This window comes from Streptomyces sp. NPDC060064, assembly GCF_042736455.1.
GTDB lineage: Bacteria > Actinomycetota > Actinomycetes > Streptomycetales > Streptomycetaceae > Streptomyces.
The window spans coordinates 42,348-62,661 of record NZ_JBHWWF010000041.1 but is presented as its reverse complement, the minus strand read 5'-3'; the positions used below and the strand labels follow the sequence as shown (position 1 = coordinate 62,661).

The following is a 20,314-nucleotide window of genomic DNA, read 5'->3' as shown; positions in this document are numbered from 1 at the left end:
AAAAAAACGAGTATCGCCGGGCCCTTTGACGTACTCCGCCCGAGGTACTCAGTCGGGCTCCGTCGGTCTCAGTCGGTGAGGTTCACCGTACGGGCCGACGCCGCGCCGATCGCGTCCGCGATCTCCGTCAGCACCGACTGCGGCACCGTGTCGTCCACGGTCAGCACGACGAGCGCCTCGCCGCCCTCCTCCGCACGCGAGACCTGCATGCCCGCGATGTTCAGTCCGGCCTCGCCGAGGATCCGGCCGACCGTGCCGACGACACCGGGACGGTCGTCGTACCGCAGGACGACCATGTGGTCGGCGAGCGCCAGGTCGATGTCGTGGTCGCCGATCGCGACGATCTTCTGGAGGTGCTTGGGGCCGGCCAGCGTGCCGGAGACCGCGACCTCCTCGCCGCCCGAGAGTGTGCCGCGGACGGTGACGACATTGCGGTGGTCCGGCGACTCCGAGCTCGTCGTGAGCCGGACCTCGACACCGCGCTCCTGCGCGAACAGCGGGGCGTTGACGTACGACACGGTCTCGTCGACGACATCCTCGAACACGCCCTTGAGCGCGGACAGTTCGAGCACCTTCACATCGTGCTGGGTGATCTCGCCGTACACCTCGACGTCGAGGCGGACCGCGACCTCGCCCGCCAGCGCGGTGAAGATCCGGCCGAGCTTCTCGGCGAGCGGCAGGCCCGGACGTACGTCCTCGGCGATGACTCCGCCCTGGACGTTGACCGCGTCGGGCACCAGCTCACCGGCGAGCGCGAGACGCACGGAACGCGCGACCGAGATGCCCGCCTTCTCCTGTGCCTCGTCCGTCGACGCGCCGAGGTGCGGGGTGCAGACGACCTGGTCGAACTCGAAGAGCGGGGAGTCCGTGCAGGGCTCCTTCGTGTACACGTCCAGGCCCGCGCCGGCGACCCGGCCCTCCTTGAGCGCGGAGGCCAGCGCCTCCTCGTCGACGATCCCGCCACGCGCGGCGTTGACGATACGGACGTGCGGCTGGACCTTGTGCAGCGCCTCGTCGCCGATCAACCCCAGCGTCTCCGGGGTCTTCGGCAGATGCACGGTGATGAAGTCCGAGACCTCGAGCAGCTCGTCGAGCGAGAGCAGCTTGACGCCCATCTGCGCGGCGCGCGCCGGCTGCACATAGGGGTCGTAGGCGACGATCTTCATACCGAAGGCCGACATCCGCTGCGCGACGAGGACGCCGATACGGCCGAGACCGACGACGCCGAGGATCTTCTCGCTCAGCTCCACGCCGGTGTACTTGGAGCGCTTCCACTCGCCGTTCTTCAGGGCGGTGTTGGCCTGCGGGATATTGCGCGCAGTGGCGACCAGCAGACCGCAGGCGAGCTCGGCGGCGGTGACGATGTTGGACGTCGGGGCGTTGACGACCATCACGCCGGCCTTGGTGGCCGCGGAGACATCGACATTGTCGAGGCCGACACCGGCGCGGGCGACGACCCGCAGCTTCTTCGCGAGGGCGATGGCTTCCGCGTCGACCTTGGTGGCGCTGCGGACCAGGATCGCGTCGACATCGGCGATGGCCGGAAGCAGTTCGGCACGGTCGGCGCCGTTGCAGTGCCGGATCTCGAAGTCCGGGCCCAGCGCGTCGACGGTGGCGGGCGACAGCTCTTCAGCGATGAGTACGACAGGTTTCGAGCTCACGTGAGTCCTCACTAGTCCATTGCGGACGGCCGTCCCGACGGCCGCAGGCGGTGGAGGGGGCTAGCCGCGTGGAAGACGCACGACACTGTGGGCCTGACGCGTATGTGTTGAGAAGTGTAGTGGTGCCACAAGGCGAGTCTTGCGCCTTGACGGCAGGATCACCCGTCCGTGGCTGGACAGAGTGGAGAAGCGCTGGAGCTCGGCCGGACAGAGTGGCAGGGGCCCGGACAGAGTGGCCGGGGGCCGGGACTCGCTCGTCCCGGCCCCCGGCCCCAAGGCTTACGCCTCCTCGTTGTCCACCCAGCTCATGAGCTTGCGCAGCTCCTTGCCGGTGGTCTCGAGCAGGTGGTTCTCGTCCTGCGTCTTGTACTCGTTGTACTTCTTCAGACCGCCGTGGTACTCGTCCATCCAGTTCTTGGCGAACGTGCCGTCCTGGATCTCGGCGAGGACCTTCTTCATCTCGGCCTTGGTCTGGTCGGTGATGATGCGGGGGCCGGTGACGTAGTCGCCCCACTCGGCGGTCTCGGAGACCGACCAGCGCATCTTCTCCAGGCCGCCCTCGTACATGAGGTCCACGATCAGCTTCAGCTCGTGGAGGCACTCGAAGTACGCGATCTCCGGCTGGTAGCCGGCCTCGACCAGCGTCTCGAAGCCCGCCTTGACCAGCGCGGACGTGCCACCACAGAGAACAGCCTGCTCGCCGAAGAGGTCGGTCTCGGTCTCCTCGGTGAAGGTCGTCTTGATGACGCCGGCGCGGGTGCCGCCGATGGCCTTGGCGTACGAGAGCGCCAGCGCGAAGGCACTGCCGGTCGCGTCCTGCTCGACGGCTGCGATCGCCGGGACGCCACGGCCCTCCTCGTACTGGCGACGGACCAGGTGGCCGGGGCCCTTCGGGGCGACCAGGGCCACGTCGACACCGGCCGGCGCCTTGATGAAGCCGAAGCGGACGTTGAAGCCATGGGCGAAGAACAGCGCGTCGCCGTCCTTCAGGTTGCCCTTGATGGACTCCTCGTAGACCTGGGCCTGGATCGGGTCCGGGATGAGGATCATGATGACGTCGGCCTCGGCCGCGGCCTCGGCGGGGGTCACCACGCGCAGGCCCTGCTCCTCGGCCTTGGTCTTGGACTTGGAGCCCTCGTGCAGACCGACCCGGACGTCGACACCCGAGTCACGGAGCGACAGCGCGTGGGCGTGACCCTGGCTGCCGTAGCCGATGACCGCGACCTTGCGGTTCTGGATGATGGACAGGTCGGCGTCGTCGTCGTAGAACAGCTCGGCCACTGGGATATCTCCTTGGTGTGCACGTCTTGGAATGACGCTGTTTGCGTCCCACCGTACGGCGGGATGGGGTGCGGAAGTCTTCAAGTCTCGCCATGCGAGCACGGCCGTGGCAGGTTCCGGTCAGGCGCTGCGGTCCAGAGCGCGCAGGGACCGGTCCGTGATCGACCGCGCGCCGCGCCCTATGGCGATCGTCCCGGACTGGACGAGCTCCTTGATGCCGAACTGCTCGAGCATCTTGAGCATCGCCTCGAGCTTGTCACTCGAACCGGTGGCCTCGATCGTCACCGCCTCCGGCGAGACGTCCACGGTCTTGGCGCGGAACAGCTGGACGATCTCGACGATCTGGGAGCGGGTCTCGTTGTCGGCGCGGACCTTCACCAGCACGAGCTCGCGCTGGATCGCGGAGCCGGGCTCGAGCTCGACGATCTTCAGAACATTGACCAGCTTGTTGAGCTGCTTGGTCACCTGTTCCAGCGGCAGGTCCTCGACATTGACCACGATCGTGATGCGGGAGATGTCGGGGTGCTCGGTGACACCGACGGCGAGCGAGTCGATGTTGAAGCCGCGGCGGGAGAACAGCGCGGCGATCCTGGCGAGGATGCCTGGGGTGTTCTCGACCAGGACGGAGAGCGTGTGCTTGGACATGTGTCGGTCTCTCTCGGTCTTCTCTCTCGGACTCTCGGCTCAGTCGTCTTCGTTGTCGCCGAAGTCGGGGCGGACGCCACGCGCGGCCATGACCTCGTCGTTGGAGGTGCCCGCGGCGACCATCGGCCAGACCTGGGCGTCCTCGTGGACGATGAAGTCGATCACGACGGGGCGGTCGTTGACGGCGTTCGCCTCGGCGATGACCTTGTCGAGGTCGTCCGGGGACTCGCAGCGCAGTGCGTAGCAGCCCATCGCCTCGGACAGCTTCACGAAGTCGGGGACGCGGGTGCCACCGCTGGACTTGCCCTCCACCGCGATGCCGTTCTCGGGCCCCGAGTGCAGCACGGTGTTGGAGTAGCGCTGGTTGTAGAAGAGGGTCTGCCACTGGCGGACCATCCCGAGCGCGCCGTTGTTGATGATCGCGACCTTGATCGGGATGTTGTTCAGCGCGCAGGTGGTGAGCTCCTGATTGGTCATCTGGAAGCAGCCGTCGCCGTCGATCGCCCAGACCATCCGGTCCGGCTGACCGGCCTTGGCGCCCATCGCGGCCGGGACCGCGTACCCCATCGTCCCGGCACCGCCGGAGTTCAGCCAGGTGGCCGGCTGCTCGTAGTTGATGAAGTGGGCGGCCCACATCTGGTGCTGGCCGACGCCCGCCGCGAAGATGGTGTCGGGGTCGGCGAGCTGGCCGATGCGCTGGATGACCTGCTGCGGGGAGAGGCTGCCGTCGTTCGGCTGGTCGTAGCCGAGCGGGTAGGTCTCGCGCCAGCGGTTGAGGTCGTTCCACCATGCGGTGTAGTCGCCGGCGTGGCCCTCGCTGTGCTCGGCCTGGACAGCCTGGACCAGGTCGGCGATGACCTCGCGGGCGTCGCCGACGATCGGGACGTCCGCGGTGCGGTTCTTGCCGATCTCGGCCGGGTCGATATCGGCGTGGACGATCTTGGCGTACGGGGCGAAGCTGTCCAGCTTGCCGGTGACGCGGTCGTCGAAGCGGGCTCCGAGGGCGACGATCAGGTCGGCCTTCTGCAGCGCGGTGACGGCGGTGACCGCACCGTGCATGCCCGGCATTCCCACATGCAGCGGGTGGCTGTCGGGGAACGCGCCCAGTGCCATCAGGGTGGTGGTGACGGGGGCGCCGGTGAGCTCTGCGAGGACCTTCAGCTCGGCGGTGGCGTGTGACTTCAGGACGCCGCCGCCGACGTACAGCACGGGGCGCCTGGCCTGGGTGATCAGCTTGGCGGCCTCGCGGATCTGCTTGGCGTGCGGCTTGGTCACCGGCCGGTAGCCGGGCAGATCCTGCTGCGGCGGCCAGCTGAAGGTGGTCCGCGCCTGGAGGGCGTCCTTGGCGATGTCGACCAGGACCGGTCCGGGGCGTCCCGTCGAGGCGATGTGGAAGGCCTCGGCGATGGTCCGCGGGATGTCCTCGGCCTTGGTGACCAGGAAGTTGTGCTTGGTGATCGGCATGGTGATGCCGACGATGTCCGCCTCCTGGAAGGCGTCGGTGCCGATCGCCTTGGAGGAGACCTGGCCGGTGATCGCGACCAGCGGGACGGAGTCCATATGGGCGTCGGCGATCGGGGTGACCAGGTTGGTGGCGCCGGGGCCCGAGGTGGCCATGCACACGCCGACCTTGCCGGTGGCCTGGGCGTAGCCGGTCGCGGCGTGGCCCGCGCCCTGCTCGTGGCGGACCAGGATGTGACGGACCTTGGTGGAGTCCATCATCGGGTCGTACGCGGGGAGGATGGCACCGCCGGGGATGCCGAACACCGTGTCGGCCCCCACTTCCTCGAGAGAACGGATGAGGGACTGCGCGCCCGTGACGTGCTCAACGGTGGCGGACGTCGGTCCGCCGCTACGGGCCCGCGGCTGCGGGTGGTGGGCCCCGGTGGCCTGCTCGGTCATCGACATTCTCTTCTCGAAGCTGAGGGTTTTTGCGAGGGTTTGAGAGGTTCCAGTGCAACAAAAAACCCCTCGTGCCGTGAGGCAAGCGAGGGGAGCGCGTCGGGAGGGGTCCGCAGGGCCTTCATAGCTCTGCTCAGCCGACGCGCTTTCCAAGTACGAGAATTCGGGTGCGCATGGCAATGACCCTCCCCCCGGCGTGCTATCACTGTCAAGTGGGTGGGACGCGCGTCTCATTATTTGAGCCATTGCGGGCAGGGAACGCGCCACCCGTGAGGGCCGGCAGAGCGATCCCGCCGGGCACCGGGAACTCGTCTCGCACCAGCGCGCGGCGCAGCCGGTACTCGTCCAGAGGCCCGGAGAAAGCCATGCCCTGGCCGTGCGTACAGCCCATGGCGCGCAGTGCCAGCACCTGCTCCGGCACGTCGACACCGTCGGCCACGGACTGCATACCGAGGTCGCAGGCGATCCGCAGCAGCCCGGCGGTGATCTTGTGCAGCCGGGCGGACTCGACGACGCCCTCCACCAGACCCCTGTCCAGTTTCAGTACGTCCACGGGGAGGCGGCGCAGTGCGTTGATGGCGGCGTAACCGCTGCCGAAGCCGTCCAGCGCGATCCGTACGCCGAGTCTGCGCAGCGAGACGAGCCGCAGCTCCAGATCGTCGAAGGAGATCCGCGGATCGCTGTCGGCGAGCTCGATGACCAGCGCGCCCGAGGGAAGCCCGTGCCGGATGAGGAGGGCCTCGATGGAGCCGAGCGGCAGGGACTTGTCCAGCAGGCGGCGGGCCGACATACGGACCGATACGGGCACCCGGTGGCCGAGGTTGCCGCGCTCCGCGGCCTGTGCCACGGCCTCCTCGAGCAGCCAGCGGCCGAGCTCGGCGGTGCGGTCCGTGTCGTCGGCGACCCGCAGGAATTCGGCCGGAGTGAAGAGGATGCCCTGGGCGGAGCGCCAGCGGGCCTGCGCGGCGACGGCGTCGATCCGGCCGGTGGCGAGGCTCACCACGGGCTGGTGGAGCAGCGCGAATTCGCCTTCGTGCAGGGCGCTGCGGAGCCGGGCGTCCAGTTCCGTGCGGCGCACCACCTCGGCCTGCATCTGTGGTGCGTACAACTCGACGCGGTCCTTGCCGGCGGCCTTGGCGCGGTACATGGCGAGGTCGGCGTTACGCATCAGGTCGGTGGGGGTGATGGCGGGCTCGGCGAAGGCCACCCCGATGGAGGCGGCCACGCGTACGTCGTTGCCGTCGAGGAGGTACGGCTGGGAGAGGGTGAGCCGCAGCCGGTCGGCGATCTCACGGACCTGGAACTCGCGGGCCGACTGGTCGCGGGTGCCGTCGCCGACGATGAGGGCGGCGAACTCGTCGCCACCGAGGCGGGCCGCGGTGTCCCCGGCCCGTACCGAGTCCTGGAGGCGGCGGGCCGCCTGGATCAGCAGCTCGTCGCCGGCCTGGTGGCCGAGGCGGTCATTGACTCCCTTGAAGCCGTCGAGGTCGATGAAGAGCACGGCCGTGCCCTGGTCGCCGGCGCGGCGGCCGGTCAGGGCCTGGCGGACCCGCTCGGTGAACAGGGCGCGGTTGGGCAGGTCGGTGAGCGGGTCGTGCTCGGCGTTGTGCTGCAACTGCGCCTGGAGGCGGACCCGTTCGGTGACATCGCGGCTGTTGAAGATCAGGCCGCCCTGGTGGCGGTTGACCGTGGACTCCACATTGAGCCAGTCGCCGGTGCCCGACTTGAAGCGGCACTCGATCCGGGTGGTCGGCTCCTCGGCCGGCGCCGCGGCCAGAAACCGGCGCACCTCGAGGACCACACGGCCGAGATCTTCGGGGTGGATGAGCGATGCGAGCTCGGAGCCGATGAGATCTTCGGCCTCGCGGCCGTAGACGCCGGAGGCGGCGGGGCTGACATAGCGCAGTATCCCGGTCGGGGCGGCGATCATGATGACGTCGCTCGAGCCCTGCACCAGCGAGCGGAAGTGGTTCTCCTTCTGCGCCAGTTCATGGGTGAGGGCGATGTTGTCGAGGAGCATGATGCCCTGCCGGACGACCAGGGCGAGCACGACGGTGCAGCCGGTGAGGACGACGACCCGGTCGACACGGCGGCCCTCGATGACGTTGTAGAGGATGCCGAGGGTGCAGACGGCAGCGGCGAGATACGGCGTGAGGGCGGCGAGCGAGCCCGCGACGGGGCGGCTCGGGTGGCGCGGCCCACGCTGGGGCCGCGCGGTCTCGACCGTGCGGCGCGCGCCCCAGGGGGCGTACGCGAGCAGCAGCGAACCCGAGAACCAACCGGCGTCGAGGAGCTGGCCGGAGCGGTAGCTCTCCCGCAGCAGCGGTGAGGTGAACAGGGCGTCGCACAGGACGGTCAGCGCGAGGGCGGCGATGGCGGTGTTGATCGCGGAGCGGTTGGTGGCCGAGCGCCGGAAGTGAAGCGCGAGAACCATGCTGACCAGCACGATGTCCAGCAGCGGATAGGCGAGGGCGAGCGCGGCCGGGGCCACGCTCTCGCCCTGGACGTGCGCGGTGTGCGCGAGCGCGAGGCTCCAGGAGAGTGTCAGCAGCGAGCCGCCGATCAGCCAGGCGTCCAGCGCGAGACAGACCCAGCCGGCCCTGGTGACCGGACGCTTGGCGAGGACGAGCAGGCCGACGATGGCGGGCGGCGCGAAGCAGAGGAAGAACAGATCGGCGATGCAGGGGCTCGGCACCTCGCGGCCCAGCACGACCTCGTACCACCCCCAGATCGCGTTGCCACCGGCGGCCATGGCGGAGGAGAGCGCGAACAGCAGCCACGCGGGCCTGAAACGGCTGTGCCTCGCGCGGGCGTAGAGGAAGCAGGAGACGGCTGCGATCAGGGCGGCGGCGCTCAGGCCGAAATCGCCCATGACCAGGGCCAGTTCGCGCGAGCCCCAGCCGAAGGCGGCACCGACGCCGTAGCCGGCGCAGATGGCTGCCAGGACAAGCTTGGAGACCAGCCTCGTACTGTCTCCGCCGTCCACGACCGCCTGCCGGGCCATGAGCGCCCCCAGGGCGCTCACCGGGCCGCTCCGCGGGGCGTCGCCGTCCTGCGGGGCGTCGTACGGGGAGTCGTACGGGGAGTGGTCGTCCTACGGGGCGCCGCGTCCGGTGCGACCGTCATCGGATCGGGTCTGCGCTTCGCAGCGTGCGAGGGTGGTCGGCGGCGGCCCCGCCGCGTCGGATGTTTCGCCCAGTGGCCGTACATCGCCCGTCGCCCCCCTCGAAGTCTGATCGACAGTCAGGTCGCGTTGCAGCACCGCCCCTTGCCCGGTGCAGTCCCCCGGTCGGGACGATACACCAGTCTCGTCACTCAGGGACATAGTCCCTCTACTCTCCGTGACGATCAGGAGGAGTATCAGCACACGACGCATCCGAGTGACTTCATAGAGTGCACGCTGCGCGCGGGCGAGAGGTTCACTACCGGGTCGTGAACACCACGTTGTGCATCGGCTCCGCGGCGGCGAACCGGGTGAGTTGCGCGGCGAGCAGCCGCTTGGCGCGCGGCATGAACGCCGAGGTGGAGCCGCCCACATGGGGGCTGATGAGGACACCGGGGGCGTGCCAGAGCGGGTGGCCGGCGGGCAGCGGCTCCGGGTCGGTGACGTCGAGAGCTGCGGTGATGCGTCCGCTCTCGACCTCGGCGAGCAGCGCCTTGGTGTCGACCACCGGGCCGCGGGCGACGTTCACCAGCAGCGATCCGTCCTTCATCCGGGCCAGGAAACCGGCATTCACCAGGCCTCGGGTCTGCTCGGTGAGCGGAGTGGAGAGGATCACGACGTCCGCCTCGGGGAGCAGGGTGGGCAGCTCGGTGAGTGCGCGCACTTCACCGCGCTCCGTGGCGCGGGCAGAGCGCGCGACGCGCGCCACCCGCGCGCATTCGAAGGGTGCGAGCCGGTCCTCGATGGCGGCACCGATCGATCCGTACCCGACGATGAGCACCGACTTGTCGGCGAGCGCAGGATAGAAACCGGACCGCCATTCCTCCTTGTCCTGGCCGCGTACGAATCCGGGAATGCCGCGCAGGGAGGCCAGGATCAGGGTGAGGGTGAGCTCGGCGGTGGAGGCCTCGTGGACGCCCTTGGCATTGCACAGGCGTACGCCGGCGGGCAGCGAGCCGAGTCCGGGCTCCACATGATCGATCCCGGCGGAGAGGGTCTGGACGACGCGTACGGACGTCATCGCGGCCAGCGGACGGACCGCGACCTCGGTGCCCTTCATGTACGGGACGGCGTAGAAGACACAGTCGGCGGGATCGGCGGGAAAGTCCGGGCCACCGTCCCAATGAAGGTAGTTGAGGCCCGATTCCGAGGGAGCGGGCAGTCCTTCGAACTCGTCGGCCGGAATCGGGAGCCACACGTCTGCAGTCATGGTCAGGAGGCTATGCGAAGTGCCGCGGTCCGCATTGGTTAGTTTGGTCAGCGGCCAAGGGAGGGGTACGGGCAGTTGGAGCGCAGGACAATCGGTGCGGCGGCCCTCGTAGCGGGTGCTATCGGGCTCGGCTGTATGCCGATGAGCTGGGCATACAGCGGCTCTCAGCAACGCGGGGACCGGTCGCTGCGTACGGTGCACGCCGCGCTCGACGCCGGCTCGAGCCTGCTGGACACGGCCGACATGTACGGGCCCTTCACCAATGAGCTGCTGCTCGGCAGGGTGCTGAAGGAGCGGCGGGCGGAGGCGTTCGTTTCGACGAAGGTCGGGCTGCTCGTCGGCGAACAGCATGTGGTCGCCAATGGACGGCCCGGGTATGTGAAGCGGGCGTGCGACGCCTCGCTGCGCCGGCTGCAGACCGATGTGATCGACCTCTATCAGCTGCACCGGGCGGATCCGGAAGTACCGGTCGAGGAGACCTGGGGCGCGATGGCAGAGCTGGTGAGCGCCGGGAAGGTGCGGGCGCTGGGAATGTGCGCGGTGGGGGCACGGGCTTCGCGCCGGTCCGGAGCGCATCTGCACGAGGGAACGATCCGGCAGCTGGAACGGGTGCAGCAGGTGTTCCCGGTGAGTGCCGTGCAGGCCGAGCTGTCGGTGTGGTCGCCGGAGGCGCTGGAGCGGCTGCTGCCGTGGTGCGAGGCGCGCGGGGTGGGGTTCCTGGCGGCGATGCCGCTGGGGAACGGGTTCCTGACGGGGACGCTGACGCCGGGGCAGGGCTTCGAGCCGGATGATGTGCGGGCGCGGCATCCGCGGTTCACGGCGGAGATGATGGCGGCGAACCAGCCGGTGGTGGCGGGGCTGCGGCGGATCGCGGAGCGGCACGGTCCTGGGACGACTCCGGCGCAGGTGGCGCTGGCGTGGGTGCTGGGACGGGGGCGGAGTGTGGTGGCGGCGCCGGGGGCGAAGCGCGCGGAGTGGGCGGTGGAGAACGCGGCCGCGGCGGAGCTGGAGCTGACGGCGTACGACCTGGCGGAGATCGCGGGGCTGCCGCCGGCGCGGGGTTCCTGGGAGTGAGTGGGCGCACCTGCGTTTTCTCGGAAGATCTTGCCGCAATTCGCTCTCGGGACTTCTTCGCGGAATTTCTTCTCGGAAGATCGGGAACCTGAACGGCCGCTGCGGTGTAAGAACAGTAGTCAGGCAGCCGGCCGGACAGACAGCTCGGAAGGCTGTCGACCAGACAGCTCGAGCAGCCGTCGAAAGGATCAGAACTGTGCAACGTCCTGCTGTGACGGCCTTACTGGCCGCTGCCGTGCTTCTCCTCGCGGCCGGGTGCTCGTCCGGTGAGGACAAGACGCCCACCGGCCGGACGGGGTCGACGTCCGCCACCGGGGCGCCCTCCGCCTCGAGCGGCTCACCAAGTCCCAAGGGGCCGCCCGCGAAGGGCTCGGTGAAGGTGGTGTCCACGCTGACCGAGGGGCTGAAGTCGCCATGGGGTGTGGCCGCCCTGCCGGACGGCGATCTGCTGGTCGCGTCGCGCGACGAGGGGACCATCAGCCGGGTCGACGTCGAGAGCGGAAAGAAGACCGTGATCGGCTCGGTGCCGGGGGTCGCGCCAGGAGGCGAGGGCGGCCTGATGGGCCTGGCCCTCTCGCCGTCGTTCGCCTCGGACCATCAGGTGTACGCCTACTTCACCACCGAGTCGGACAACCGCATCGCACGCATGCTGTACGACGAGAAGAAGCCGTCCGGGCAGCAACTGGGCGCGCCGGACACGGTGTTGCGAGGCATTCCCAAGGGCGTCAGGCACAACGGCGGGCGGATCGCTTTCGGCCCGGACAAGATGCTCTACGCGGGCACGGGCGAGACGGGTGACACCGGGCTCGCACAGGACAAGAAGTCGCTGGGCGGCAAGATCCTGCGGATGACACCGGACGGCCAGCCGGTGCACGGCAATCCGGAGGCCGACTCCGTCGTCTACTCCTACGGTCACCGCAATGTGCAGGGCCTTGCCTGGGACGCCGACAAGCGGCTGTGGGCGTCGGAGTTCGGTCAGGACACCTGGGACGAGCTGAATCTGATCGAGCCCGGCAAGAACTACGGCTGGCCCGACGCGGAGGGCAAGGCCGGCAAGCCCGGGTTCGTCGACCCGGTGGCCCAGTGGAAGACGGCGGACGCCTCGCCGAGCGGTATCGCCTACGCCGAAGGATCGATCTGGATGGCGTCACTGAAGGGCGAGCGGCTCTGGCGGATTCCCTTGGCGGGCGCGGAACCCTCGGCCGCGCCCCAGTCGTTCCTCATAGGGAAGTACGGCCGCCTGCGCACGGTTCTGTCGGCGGGCGGCGACAAGGTCTGGCTCGTCACCAGCGAGACGGACACCCGGGGCACACCTCAGCCGGGGGACGACAAGATCCTCCAGCTGGAGGTGAAGTGAAGGGGTGAACAGCTGGTGTTCAACGTCTTCGAGGAGTTCTTCGCGCCGGGCCGCAAGCACACCGACGAGGAACACAACCGGCTCGCCCTGACCAGGACCGACGTGGGCGACAACGACCCGAGCCGCGGCCCGATAGACCTGGCATCGGGGAAGGTCACCGTCCGCGCGCCGGAGGAGCAGCCGCCGGGCGGCGCGTGAGAGCGGCGGTCAGGCAGAGTTCTCCTTGGTCAGGCCGAGGTCTCCTGCCATTCCTCCACCGGGATCGGGAAGAGGCGCAGGCGGTGAGCCATCGCCGCCGCCTCACCGCGGCCCGAGACGCCGAGCTTGGCCAGGATGTTGGAGACGTGGACACTCGCCGTCTTGGGGGAGATGTACAGCTCCTCGGCGATCTGACGGTTGCTGCGGCCCGCCGCCACCAGGCGCAGTACGTCCTCTTCGCGACGTGTCAGTCCCAGCGCGGGTCCGGCCGCCGCGGCGTCCGAAGGCGCCGGATCGTCGGTCAGCTGGATGCGGGCACGCTGGGCGAGCAGCGCGATGTCCTCGGCCAGGGGGCGCGCGCCCAGCTGCCGGGCGGTGGCATGGGCCAGGCGCAGCAGTTCGGCTGCCTGCGCCCGATCCGACTGCAGCAGGGCCTCCGCCCAGCGGTGGCGGACCCTCGCCAGGTCGTACGGGCGGTCCAGCGGTTCGAAGGCCGCGCCGGCTTCCGCCCAGTCCAGCGCCGTGTCCTCGCCGGCGGCGCGCAGCAGTTCCGCACGGACCCACCGTTCGTGCGCCACCCACACCGGCACTGCGGTGACCAGGCCGCGGGCCGCCTTGCGTATCCGCTCCAGCACCTCGGCACGGCCCGGTTCCGCGGCCGGCAGGCCGCGTGTATCGGCCTCCAGCGTGGCCGCGGCGCGCAGCAGCGGCCAGGCGTACCGCTGGGTGCCCGGCGGGAAGCCCGCCGTCGCCGCGCGCTCGAACTCCGCCCGGGCGTCCAGCACCCGGCTCTGCGCGGCGGCGATGCTGAGCGCGACCGTGCCCAGGGGCAGGATGCACTGTGGCATCGGGTCATGGGGCCCGAAGTGGGCGCGTGCCGCCTCCAGTTGTTGGGTCGCGGTGGCCACATCGCCCCGGGCGAGTGCCAGGACGGCGCAGCGGGCGGCGCCGTATCCGCGCGGCTTGGGGCTCAGCGCGATGCGCAGCGCCCGTTCCGCGGCCTCGACCGCCTCGTCCCAGCGGCCGAGCGAGTCATACGACTCGGACAGGTTCCCGGAGATCCACGCCTCGGTGTCCAACAGGCCGTAGGTGCGGGAGAGTTCGATGCCCTCGGCGAGGATGTCCACCGCCTCGGCGGAGCGGCCGACGCCTTCCAGCACGGACGGAAGATTCACATGGGTGCGGCCCACGTGCGAGGGCAGATCGAGGGCGACGGCCCGTTCCTTGACCGCGTACATCTCCGTGAGCCCGCCGTCGACGTTGCCCGCGTCGACCATGAGGCTGCCGAGCGTGAGACGGGCGCGGAGTTCGATGTCCTCCTCGCCGACCATCCGCGCGTACTCGACGGCGCGCTCGGCCGTCGCCAGGCTGCCGGGGCCCGGATTGTGCACCATGCCCCAGCTTGCAGCTTCTGCGAGCACCTCCGCGTGGACGGCGGACGGCGGCAGTCCGCGGACCAGCTGTTGCGCGGTCCCCAGTTCCGCCCAGCCGTCACCGCGGCCCAGGGACGAGACCAACCGGGAGCGCTGGACCGAGAACCAGGCGGTGCGGAGCGGGTCGTTCTCCGCCTCCGCCAGCCGCTGAGCCCGCTTGGTGATCTTCAGCGCCCGTTCGCGCTCACCGCAGAGCCGGCCCGCGACGGACGCCTCCGCCATCAGGTCGAGATAGCGCAGCGGTGTGGTGGCGGGATCGCAGCCGCACGGCGGATAGACCTCCGCGTAGTCGACGGGACGCAGCTCGGCCCGGACCTCGTCGGGCGCGCTGTCCCACAGCTCCATCGCCCGGCCCAGCAGCCGCAGTTGCTCGGAATAGGCGTGCCGTCGCCGTGCCTCGACCGAGGCGCTGAGCACGGCGGGCAGAGCCTTGGCCGCATCGTGCGCGTGGTACCAGTACGTGGCGAGCCGCATCGCGCGCTCGTCTTTCCGCACCAGGGACGGGTCGGCCTCCAGTGCCTCCGCAAAGTGACGGTTGAGCCGGGAACGCTCCCCCGGCAGCAGATCGTCGCTGACGGCCTCGCGGGCGAGCGAATGCCGGAAGCGGTAGCCGTCCCCGTCGGGCGTGGCCAGCAGGATGTTCGCGCCGACCGCGGCCCGCAGCGCCTCGATGAGGTCGTCCTCGCACAGCCGGGCGACGGCGAGCAGCAGCCCGTACTCGACCGTCGAACCGCCCTCGGCGACGATTCGTGCCGCCCGCTGTGCGTCCTCGGGCAGCGCCTCGATGCGTACGAGAAGGATGTCGCGCAGGGATTCCGGCAGGCCGGTGGGGCAGTCGTCGGCGATGCTGCAGGCGAGCTCCTCGACAAAGAAGGCGTTGCCGTCCGAGCGCTCGAAGACCCGGTCCACCATGGCCGGTTCGGGTTCGACGGCGAGGATCCCGGCCATCTGGTGGTGAACCTCGCTGCGGTTGAAGCGGGTCAGGTCGATGCGCTGGACGGTGCGCATCCGCTCGAGCTCGGCCAGGAAGGGCCGCAGCGGGTGGCGCCGGTGGACGTCGTCGGAGCGGTAGGTCGCGATCACGACGAGCCGGCCGCGGTGCAGTGTGCGGAAGAGATAGGCGAGGAGGTGCCGGGTGGAGGCGTCGGCCCAGTGCATGTCCTCGAGCACCAGGACGACGGTGCGGTCGGTGGCGATCCGCTCCAGCAATCGCGCCGTGAGTTCGAAGAGGCGGGCCATGCCCTCCTCGTCGTGCTGGCTGGGCTCTCTGCGGGTGCTCTCCCCCAGCTCCGGCAGCAGCCGCGCCAGCTCGTCCTCCTGGCCCGCGGCGGCCGCGGACAGCTCCTTCGGCACCTGCCGGTGCAGGGCGCGCAGGGCGGTTGAGAAGGGCGCGAACGGAAGTCCGTCCGCGCCGATCTCGACACAGCCGCCGACCGCGACGACGGCCTCGCGGCGGCATGCCTCGGCGAGTAGTTCCTCGACGAGGCGGGTCTTGCCGACCCCGGCCTCACCACCGAGGAGCAACGCCTGCGGCTCGCCCGCGCCGGCGCGGGCGAGCGCATCGGTGAGCTTGGCCAGTTCGCCGGCGCGGCCGACGAACACCGGGCTGACGGACCTGGTCTCCACGTCGCCGAGCATCGCACAACCGTCCGACACCGTGGCACCCTTTTTGATCGGGACGACAGTCATCTCGCGAGGCCAGCCACTTCACGCGGCGCGCGTGTAGCGGGCGCTGTCGGGACTCACCCGGCCCTCCGCGTCCTTGGCGGCCCGCCTCGCGGCGCGGCGGGCCTTGCGTACCTGGCGCACCAGCCGCTGGGTGTCGGCCTCGCGGATCAGGTCGGCCCGGCGGTACTGCTGGAGCTCGTACTCGAACATCTCGTACTCCCTGGTGAAGAGTTCTTCCGGCGTCTTGCGATGCCTCAACTCTCGTCTCCCAGGGGGTCCTGCCACATCGGGCGAGTGCCGCATCTTCGCGGGGGTGGGGGCCTTAGACGTACCGGAATGCGTACGCCGACGGCCTAAGGCCCCGCCACCTCGGGCCTTATGGAGCGCCTGGGCCTCAGTGCCGTACCGGAGGCTGCTCGTCAATATGAGGCTGCTCGTACAGATGGGGAGTGGTGGTGCTCAGAGGTACGAAGCCGAGCCGCTGCAGGATCGGCCGGCTCTGGCTGGAGGCGTCGACCTGCAGGAAGCGGTAGCCGTTCGCGGCGGCGATACGGGCCCGGTGGGCGACCAGGGCCCGGTAGATACCCCGGCCCCGCCAGGCGGCCAGGGTGCCGCCGCCCCAGAGACTGGCGAACTCGGTGCCCGGGTGCAGCTCCATACGCGCCGCGCACACAGGCAGGTCACCGGCCATCGCGACGGTCATCGTGACCGAGTCCGGAGTCTGTGCCAGTTGCGCGAGGAGCTGTTCGCGCAGGCGGGCGCTGCTCGTACCGAACGCCTGCTCGTGCACATCGGCGATGAGATCCACGCCGGCCCGATCGGTGACCGGTTGCAGCCGGACTCCCTCCGGGAGGTCGACGGCGGTGGGCAGGTCGCGGATCTCGGCGACCATCACCGTCTCCTCGGGCTCGGGTGTGAAGCCTGCTGCCCGCAACCGTGCGCCGAGGTCTTCGGGCCGGTCGTAGGCGTACAGCTTCCACTCGAAGTCGCGGCCCAGGGAGGCGAAGTACCGCACCTGCTCGGCGATCGCCGCATCGGCCGTGGCCGGGTCGAGGCCGGACCAGACGATGCCGTTCCAGTCTCCGTCGGCACCGACCTGCCGCACGACGTCGCCGACCCGTTCGACGCGCGCGCCGGAGTCATCGGGGTCGTCGGCGCGGGTGCGCCGCCGCATCTGGTCGTCGAACAGGGTGAGCGCCGCGTCGTGATCCATCCGCACATTGCAGCAGTGGGCGGACCGTGAGCACCAATGGTTTAAGCGCCCCAGGGGCTACTGAGAACCGGCGCTGGGCAGGCCCAGGAAGAGGTCGAAGTACATGCCGGCGGAGACGATCAGCCCCAGGACACCGAGTACGACTCCGGCCACAGCGAAGGCCCGTACCCAGCCGGCCTTCTGCGGCCAGGCGAGTACGGCCACGCCGACGATCAGCGCGAGCAGCGCGAAGATGCCGTTGACCAGAGCGGTGGTGTGCCAGGCGTCGCCGTAGACCGCGGAGATCTGCTGGGCCGGGGTGCCGCCCTGCGAGGTCTTGATCTGTCCGATGAGCGTCTGCCGCTCGGCGGCGATCTTCCCGACCCAGCTGCCGCTGAGCGCCACGACGCCGAGACCGGCCGCGACGACGGCCCCGGCGGCGGCTCCGACACCGGAGGGCGTGTGAGGCGCCTCCTGGGCGTCGCCGTCCGTCTCGTTGTCCTCCGCGGCGGCGTTCTCGTCGGCCGCGGGTCCGGCGGGCCCAGCGGCCCCGGCCGGCTCGGCGGCGGCCTTGTCCGTCGCCTCGGGCGCCTCGGTCACATCGGTCGCGTCGGTGGTCTTTTTGGTCTCTGTGGTCTCGGTGGGGTTCATGCGCCGCACGCTAGGTGGCCTGTCTGAGAGTCCCCTTAACGACCGGCCCGCCACTCAGGAGCCAGCACCGACCAGACCTCCATGTCGTGCCGTACGCCCTTGTACAGGTAGCTCTCCCGCAGCACTCCGTCCCGCGTCATCCCCAGCCGCTTGGCGACATTGACGCTGGCCGTGTTCGCAGCGGACGCCACCCACTCGACGCGGTGCATCCCGCGCTCCTCCACCGCCCAGTCGATCAGCACCCGGGTGGCGCGCGTGACCAGACCACGCCCCGCGGCGGACGGCTCCAGCCAGCAGCCGGCCTCGCAGTTGCCCGAGGCGGCGTCGAAGGTCCGGAACAGCACACCGCCGACGAGCGTCCCGTCGAGCCAGATTCCATGGATCCGGCCGGTGTCCGCGGCCTGTTTCTCGGCGTACGACTGGAGGAAGGCGCGCGCCGATTCGACATCCGTGCAGAGCGCGGCGAGCCCGATGTACTGGCCGATGAAGTCCCGTCCGCGGTCCATGTGGGCGAAGAACTCCTCGGCCCGCCACGGTTCCAGGGGACGCAGTTCCGCTCCGGCGTCACCCAGCGATATCGCGAACATTCCTCATCCTCCGGCCGGTTACGGCACGAGCTGTGCTTCTTCGCTCGCGCGATGCACAGAGATCTTCGCATGGGCCCGGCACTCGGGCGGTTCGATGCTGATCCGCGGCAGCCATCGGTCCAGCCGGCGCGGCAGCCACCAGTTCGCGCCGCCCAGCATGTGCATGAGCGCGGGCACCAGGAGCGTACGCAGGAGGAACGCGTCCAGCGCGACCGCGGCCGCGAGGGCGATACCGAACATCGCGATGACCCGGTCGCCGCTGAGTACGAAGGCGAGGAAGACCGAAATCATGATCACGGCCGCGGAGTTGATCACGCGGCTGGTCTCGGCGAGGCCGACCCGTACCGCCCGCCGGTTGTCGCCGGTCTCCAGCCACTCCTCGTACATCCGGCTGACCAGGAAGACCTGGTAGTCCATGGAGAGCCCGAAGAGCACCGAGACCATGATCACCGGGAGGAAGGGCTCGATCGGGCCCGCACTGCCCAGCCCCAGCAGCTCGCTCCCCCAGCCCCACTGGAAGATCGCGACGACGATCCCGAAGGACGAGGCGACGGCGGCCACATTCATCGCGGCGGCCTTCAGCGGAATGCCGATGGAGCGGAAGGCGAGCAGCAGCAGGAGACAACCCAGCGCGATGACGACGCCGACGAAGAGCGGCAGCTTGCCGACGATGATCCCGGCGAAGTCGTCGTAGCTCGCGGTCACGCCGCCGACGTGGACCACCAGCGAGGTGCCGTCCGTGGCGGGCGGCAGGACGTCCGTGCGCAGTCGCTCGACCAGTTCGCTGGTCGACTGCGACTGGGGTGCGGAGTCCGGTACGACGGTGAGGACTGCGGTGTCGGCGCTGCCGTTGTACGTGACCGGGCCGACGGACTCGATGCCTTCGGCGCCGCGCAGGGCGTTGGGCAGCTTGGCCATGGCGAGCCGGTCGTCCGCGCCGTCGAGATGGGCAACGAGGGTGAGCGGCCCGTTGACGCCGGGCCCGAAGCCGTCCCGCATCAGGTCGTACGCCTGGCGGGTGGTGGACGAGGACGGGCCGTTGCCCTGGTCCGAGGTGCCGAGGTGGAGCGAGAGCGTCGGCACGGCCAGCAGCAGCATGACCACCGCGGCGACCGTTCCCAGCAACTTGGGATATCGCTCCACGAACGTGGCCCAGCGCGCGGCGAAGCCGGTCGGCAGCTCGGGCTGCGGACCGTGCTCGATCAGCTGTCGGCGTTCGCGCCGGCTCAGCGCGCGCATCCCGATGAAGGACAGCAGCGCGGGCAGCAGGGTCACGGACGCGGCCACGGTGAGTACGACGGTGAGACAGGCGGCGATCGCAACACCGTTGAGGAAACTGAGGCGCAGGATGAGCATGCCGAGCAGGGCGATGCAGACGGTGGCGCCGGCGAAGACGACGGCGCGTCCGGTGGTGGCGACGGCGTTCCGGGCCGCTTCGGCGACCGGCAGTCCGCGCCGCAGGCCCTTGCGGTGTCTGGTGACGATGAACAGCGCATAGTCGATGCCGACGCCGAGCCCGATCAGCATGCCGAGCATCGGTGCGAAGTCGGCGACGGTCATCACATGGCCGAGGAGCACGATGCCCGCGTACGCCGTGCCGACCGACACCAGCGCGGTGGCGATGGGCAGCAGGCAGGCGGCGAGTGAACCGAAGGCGAGGAGGAGGACGACGGCGGCGACGGCCACGCCGACGATCTCGGCCATGTGCGCGCCCGGCGCTTCGGTGAGCGCGATGGCGCTGCCGCCGAGCTCGACCTGAACCCCGTCGGCCTGTGCGGCCTTCGCTGTCGCGACGACAGCTTCGGCCCGCGCCTTGGAAATGCCGTCGGCCTGCTGGTCGAAGGTGACGGTGGCGTACGCGGTGTGCCCGTCGGAGCTGATCCGCCGGACGCCCTCGGCTCCGTACGGGCCGGCGACGGAGGCGATCCCGTCGAGCTCGGCGACGTCGTGGAGCATCTCGGACATGCGCTGCTCGACGCCGGCGGAGCGGACGCTGCCGGCGTCGGTGTGCCAGACGATGGTGTCGCTGTCACCGCCCCGGCCGTGGAAGCCCTCCTCGAGAAGGGCGGTGGCGCGGCCGGATTCGGTGCCCGGGACTTCGTAGTCGTTGGAGTACGCGGCTCCTGCGAAGACCGCCGCGGTCGCTACGCCGACGAGGGCGAGCAGCCAGAGAAGCACGGCAACGAGGCGGTGCGTGATGCACCATCGGGCGATGGCTGCCAACGCGGTTGCTCCCTGGATGGTTCGTGGATCTTTGACCGGGAACAGCCCGCAAAGAACTCATGATCTACA

General features: G+C 69.9%; 15 protein-coding genes. 3 read left to right on the top strand and 12 right to left on the bottom strand.

From position 1 onward, the window contains the following. Positions 1–68: 68 nt before the first annotated feature. The 6 genes from serA to ACFWDI_RS34660 all read right to left on the bottom strand — a co-directional run bounded on the left by serA (position 69) and on the right by ACFWDI_RS34660 (position 9,862). Positions 69–1,661 (bottom strand): phosphoglycerate dehydrogenase, encoded by a 1,593-nt coding sequence (gene serA / locus ACFWDI_RS34685; protein ID WP_385310223.1) that lies wholly within the window; start codon positions 1,659–1,661, stop codon positions 69–71. Positions 1,662–1,940: 279 nt separating this feature from the next. Beyond that, entirely contained in the window at positions 1,941–2,942 is a 1,002-nt protein-coding gene (ilvC, locus tag ACFWDI_RS34680; protein WP_327326256.1) for a ketol-acid reductoisomerase, read from the bottom strand. A 120-nt stretch (positions 2,943–3,062) separates the two neighbouring features. Further along, positions 3,063–3,587: an acetolactate synthase small subunit gene (ilvN, locus tag ACFWDI_RS34675; protein WP_385310221.1), complete on the bottom strand. Its 525-nt coding sequence runs from the start codon at positions 3,585–3,587 to the stop codon at positions 3,063–3,065. Positions 3,588–3,626: 39 nt separating this feature from the next. After that, the gene (locus ACFWDI_RS34670) at positions 3,627–5,489 is read right to left on the bottom strand and encodes an acetolactate synthase large subunit (protein WP_385310219.1); all 1,863 of its coding nucleotides are present in this window, start codon (positions 5,487–5,489) and stop codon (positions 3,627–3,629) included. Positions 5,490–5,697: 208 nt separating this feature from the next. Further along, positions 5,698–8,514 (bottom strand): putative bifunctional diguanylate cyclase/phosphodiesterase, encoded by a 2,817-nt coding sequence (locus ACFWDI_RS34665; protein WP_385310217.1) that lies wholly within the window; start codon positions 8,512–8,514, stop codon positions 5,698–5,700. 397 nt (positions 8,515–8,911) lie between these two features. Further along, the gene (locus ACFWDI_RS34660; RefSeq protein WP_385310214.1) at positions 8,912–9,862 is read right to left on the bottom strand and encodes a 2-hydroxyacid dehydrogenase; all 951 of its coding nucleotides are present in this window, start codon (positions 9,860–9,862) and stop codon (positions 8,912–8,914) included. A gap of 75 nt (positions 9,863–9,937) precedes the next feature. Here ACFWDI_RS34660 and ACFWDI_RS34655 point away from each other — a divergent pair, with 75 nt between their 5' ends. The 3 genes from ACFWDI_RS34655 to ACFWDI_RS34645 all read left to right on the top strand — a co-directional run bounded on the left by ACFWDI_RS34655 (position 9,938) and on the right by ACFWDI_RS34645 (position 12,491). After that, complete coding sequence (locus ACFWDI_RS34655; protein WP_385310212.1) at positions 9,938–10,936, top strand: aldo/keto reductase; 999 nt, start codon at positions 9,938–9,940, stop codon at positions 10,934–10,936. A 196-nt stretch (positions 10,937–11,132) separates the two neighbouring features. Continuing rightward, complete coding sequence (locus ACFWDI_RS34650; RefSeq protein WP_385310210.1) at positions 11,133–12,293, top strand: PQQ-dependent sugar dehydrogenase; 1,161 nt, start codon at positions 11,133–11,135, stop codon at positions 12,291–12,293. Between the two features lie 15 nt (positions 12,294–12,308). After that, entirely contained in the window at positions 12,309–12,491 is a 183-nt protein-coding gene (locus ACFWDI_RS34645; protein ID WP_385310208.1) for a DUF6191 domain-containing protein, read from the top strand. Positions 12,492–12,520: 29 nt separating this feature from the next. Here ACFWDI_RS34645 and ACFWDI_RS34640 read toward each other — a convergent pair whose 3' ends face one another. From ACFWDI_RS34640 to ACFWDI_RS34615, 6 genes are all read right to left on the bottom strand, one after another. Then, on the bottom strand, positions 12,521–15,562 hold the full coding sequence (locus ACFWDI_RS34640; protein WP_385310226.1) for an AAA family ATPase: 3,042 nt from the start codon (positions 15,560–15,562) through the stop codon (positions 12,521–12,523). A 69-nt stretch (positions 15,563–15,631) separates the two neighbouring features. Then, on the bottom strand, positions 15,632–15,850 hold the full coding sequence (locus tag ACFWDI_RS34635; protein ID WP_362680425.1) for a hypothetical protein: 219 nt from the start codon (positions 15,848–15,850) through the stop codon (positions 15,632–15,634). 136 nt (positions 15,851–15,986) lie between these two features. Further along, a complete protein-coding gene (locus tag ACFWDI_RS34630) occupies positions 15,987–16,805 on the bottom strand; it encodes a GNAT family N-acetyltransferase (protein ID WP_385310206.1) in 819 nt (272 codons plus the stop codon). A 57-nt stretch (positions 16,806–16,862) separates the two neighbouring features. Then, on the bottom strand, positions 16,863–17,435 hold the full coding sequence (locus ACFWDI_RS34625; RefSeq protein WP_385310205.1) for a hypothetical protein: 573 nt from the start codon (positions 17,433–17,435) through the stop codon (positions 16,863–16,865). A gap of 35 nt (positions 17,436–17,470) precedes the next feature. Continuing rightward, the gene (locus ACFWDI_RS34620; RefSeq protein WP_385310203.1) at positions 17,471–18,022 is read right to left on the bottom strand and encodes a GNAT family N-acetyltransferase; all 552 of its coding nucleotides are present in this window, start codon (positions 18,020–18,022) and stop codon (positions 17,471–17,473) included. An 18-nt stretch (positions 18,023–18,040) separates the two neighbouring features. After that, positions 18,041–20,245, bottom strand: a complete 2,205-nt coding sequence (locus tag ACFWDI_RS34615) for an MMPL family transporter (RefSeq protein ID WP_385310201.1) — start codon at positions 20,243–20,245, stop codon at positions 18,041–18,043. Positions 20,246–20,314 lie beyond the last annotated feature (69 nt).

Excerpts from the sequence above, each read along its gene's own strand:
- ilvN (WP_385310221.1), bottom strand. The coding sequence starts at position 3,587 with ATGTCCAAGCACACGCTCTCCGTCCTGGTCGAGAACACCCCAGGCATC.
- ACFWDI_RS34620 (WP_385310203.1), bottom strand. The coding sequence starts at position 18,022 with ATGTTCGCGATATCGCTGGGTGACGCCGGAGCGGAACTGCGTCCCCTG.
- ACFWDI_RS34630 (WP_385310206.1), bottom strand. The coding sequence starts at position 16,805 with ATGGATCACGACGCGGCGCTCACCCTGTTCGACGACCAGATGCGGCGG.
- ACFWDI_RS34640 (WP_385310226.1), bottom strand. The coding sequence starts at position 15,562 with ATGCTCGGCGACGTGGAGACCAGGTCCGTCAGCCCGGTGTTCGTCGGC.
- ACFWDI_RS34660 (WP_385310214.1), bottom strand. The coding sequence starts at position 9,862 with ATGACTGCAGACGTGTGGCTCCCGATTCCGGCCGACGAGTTCGAAGGA.
- ACFWDI_RS34670 (WP_385310219.1), bottom strand. The coding sequence starts at position 5,489 with ATGACCGAGCAGGCCACCGGGGCCCACCACCCGCAGCCGCGGGCCCGT.
- ACFWDI_RS34625 (WP_385310205.1), bottom strand. The coding sequence starts at position 17,435 with ATGAACCCCACCGAGACCACAGAGACCAAAAAGACCACCGACGCGACC.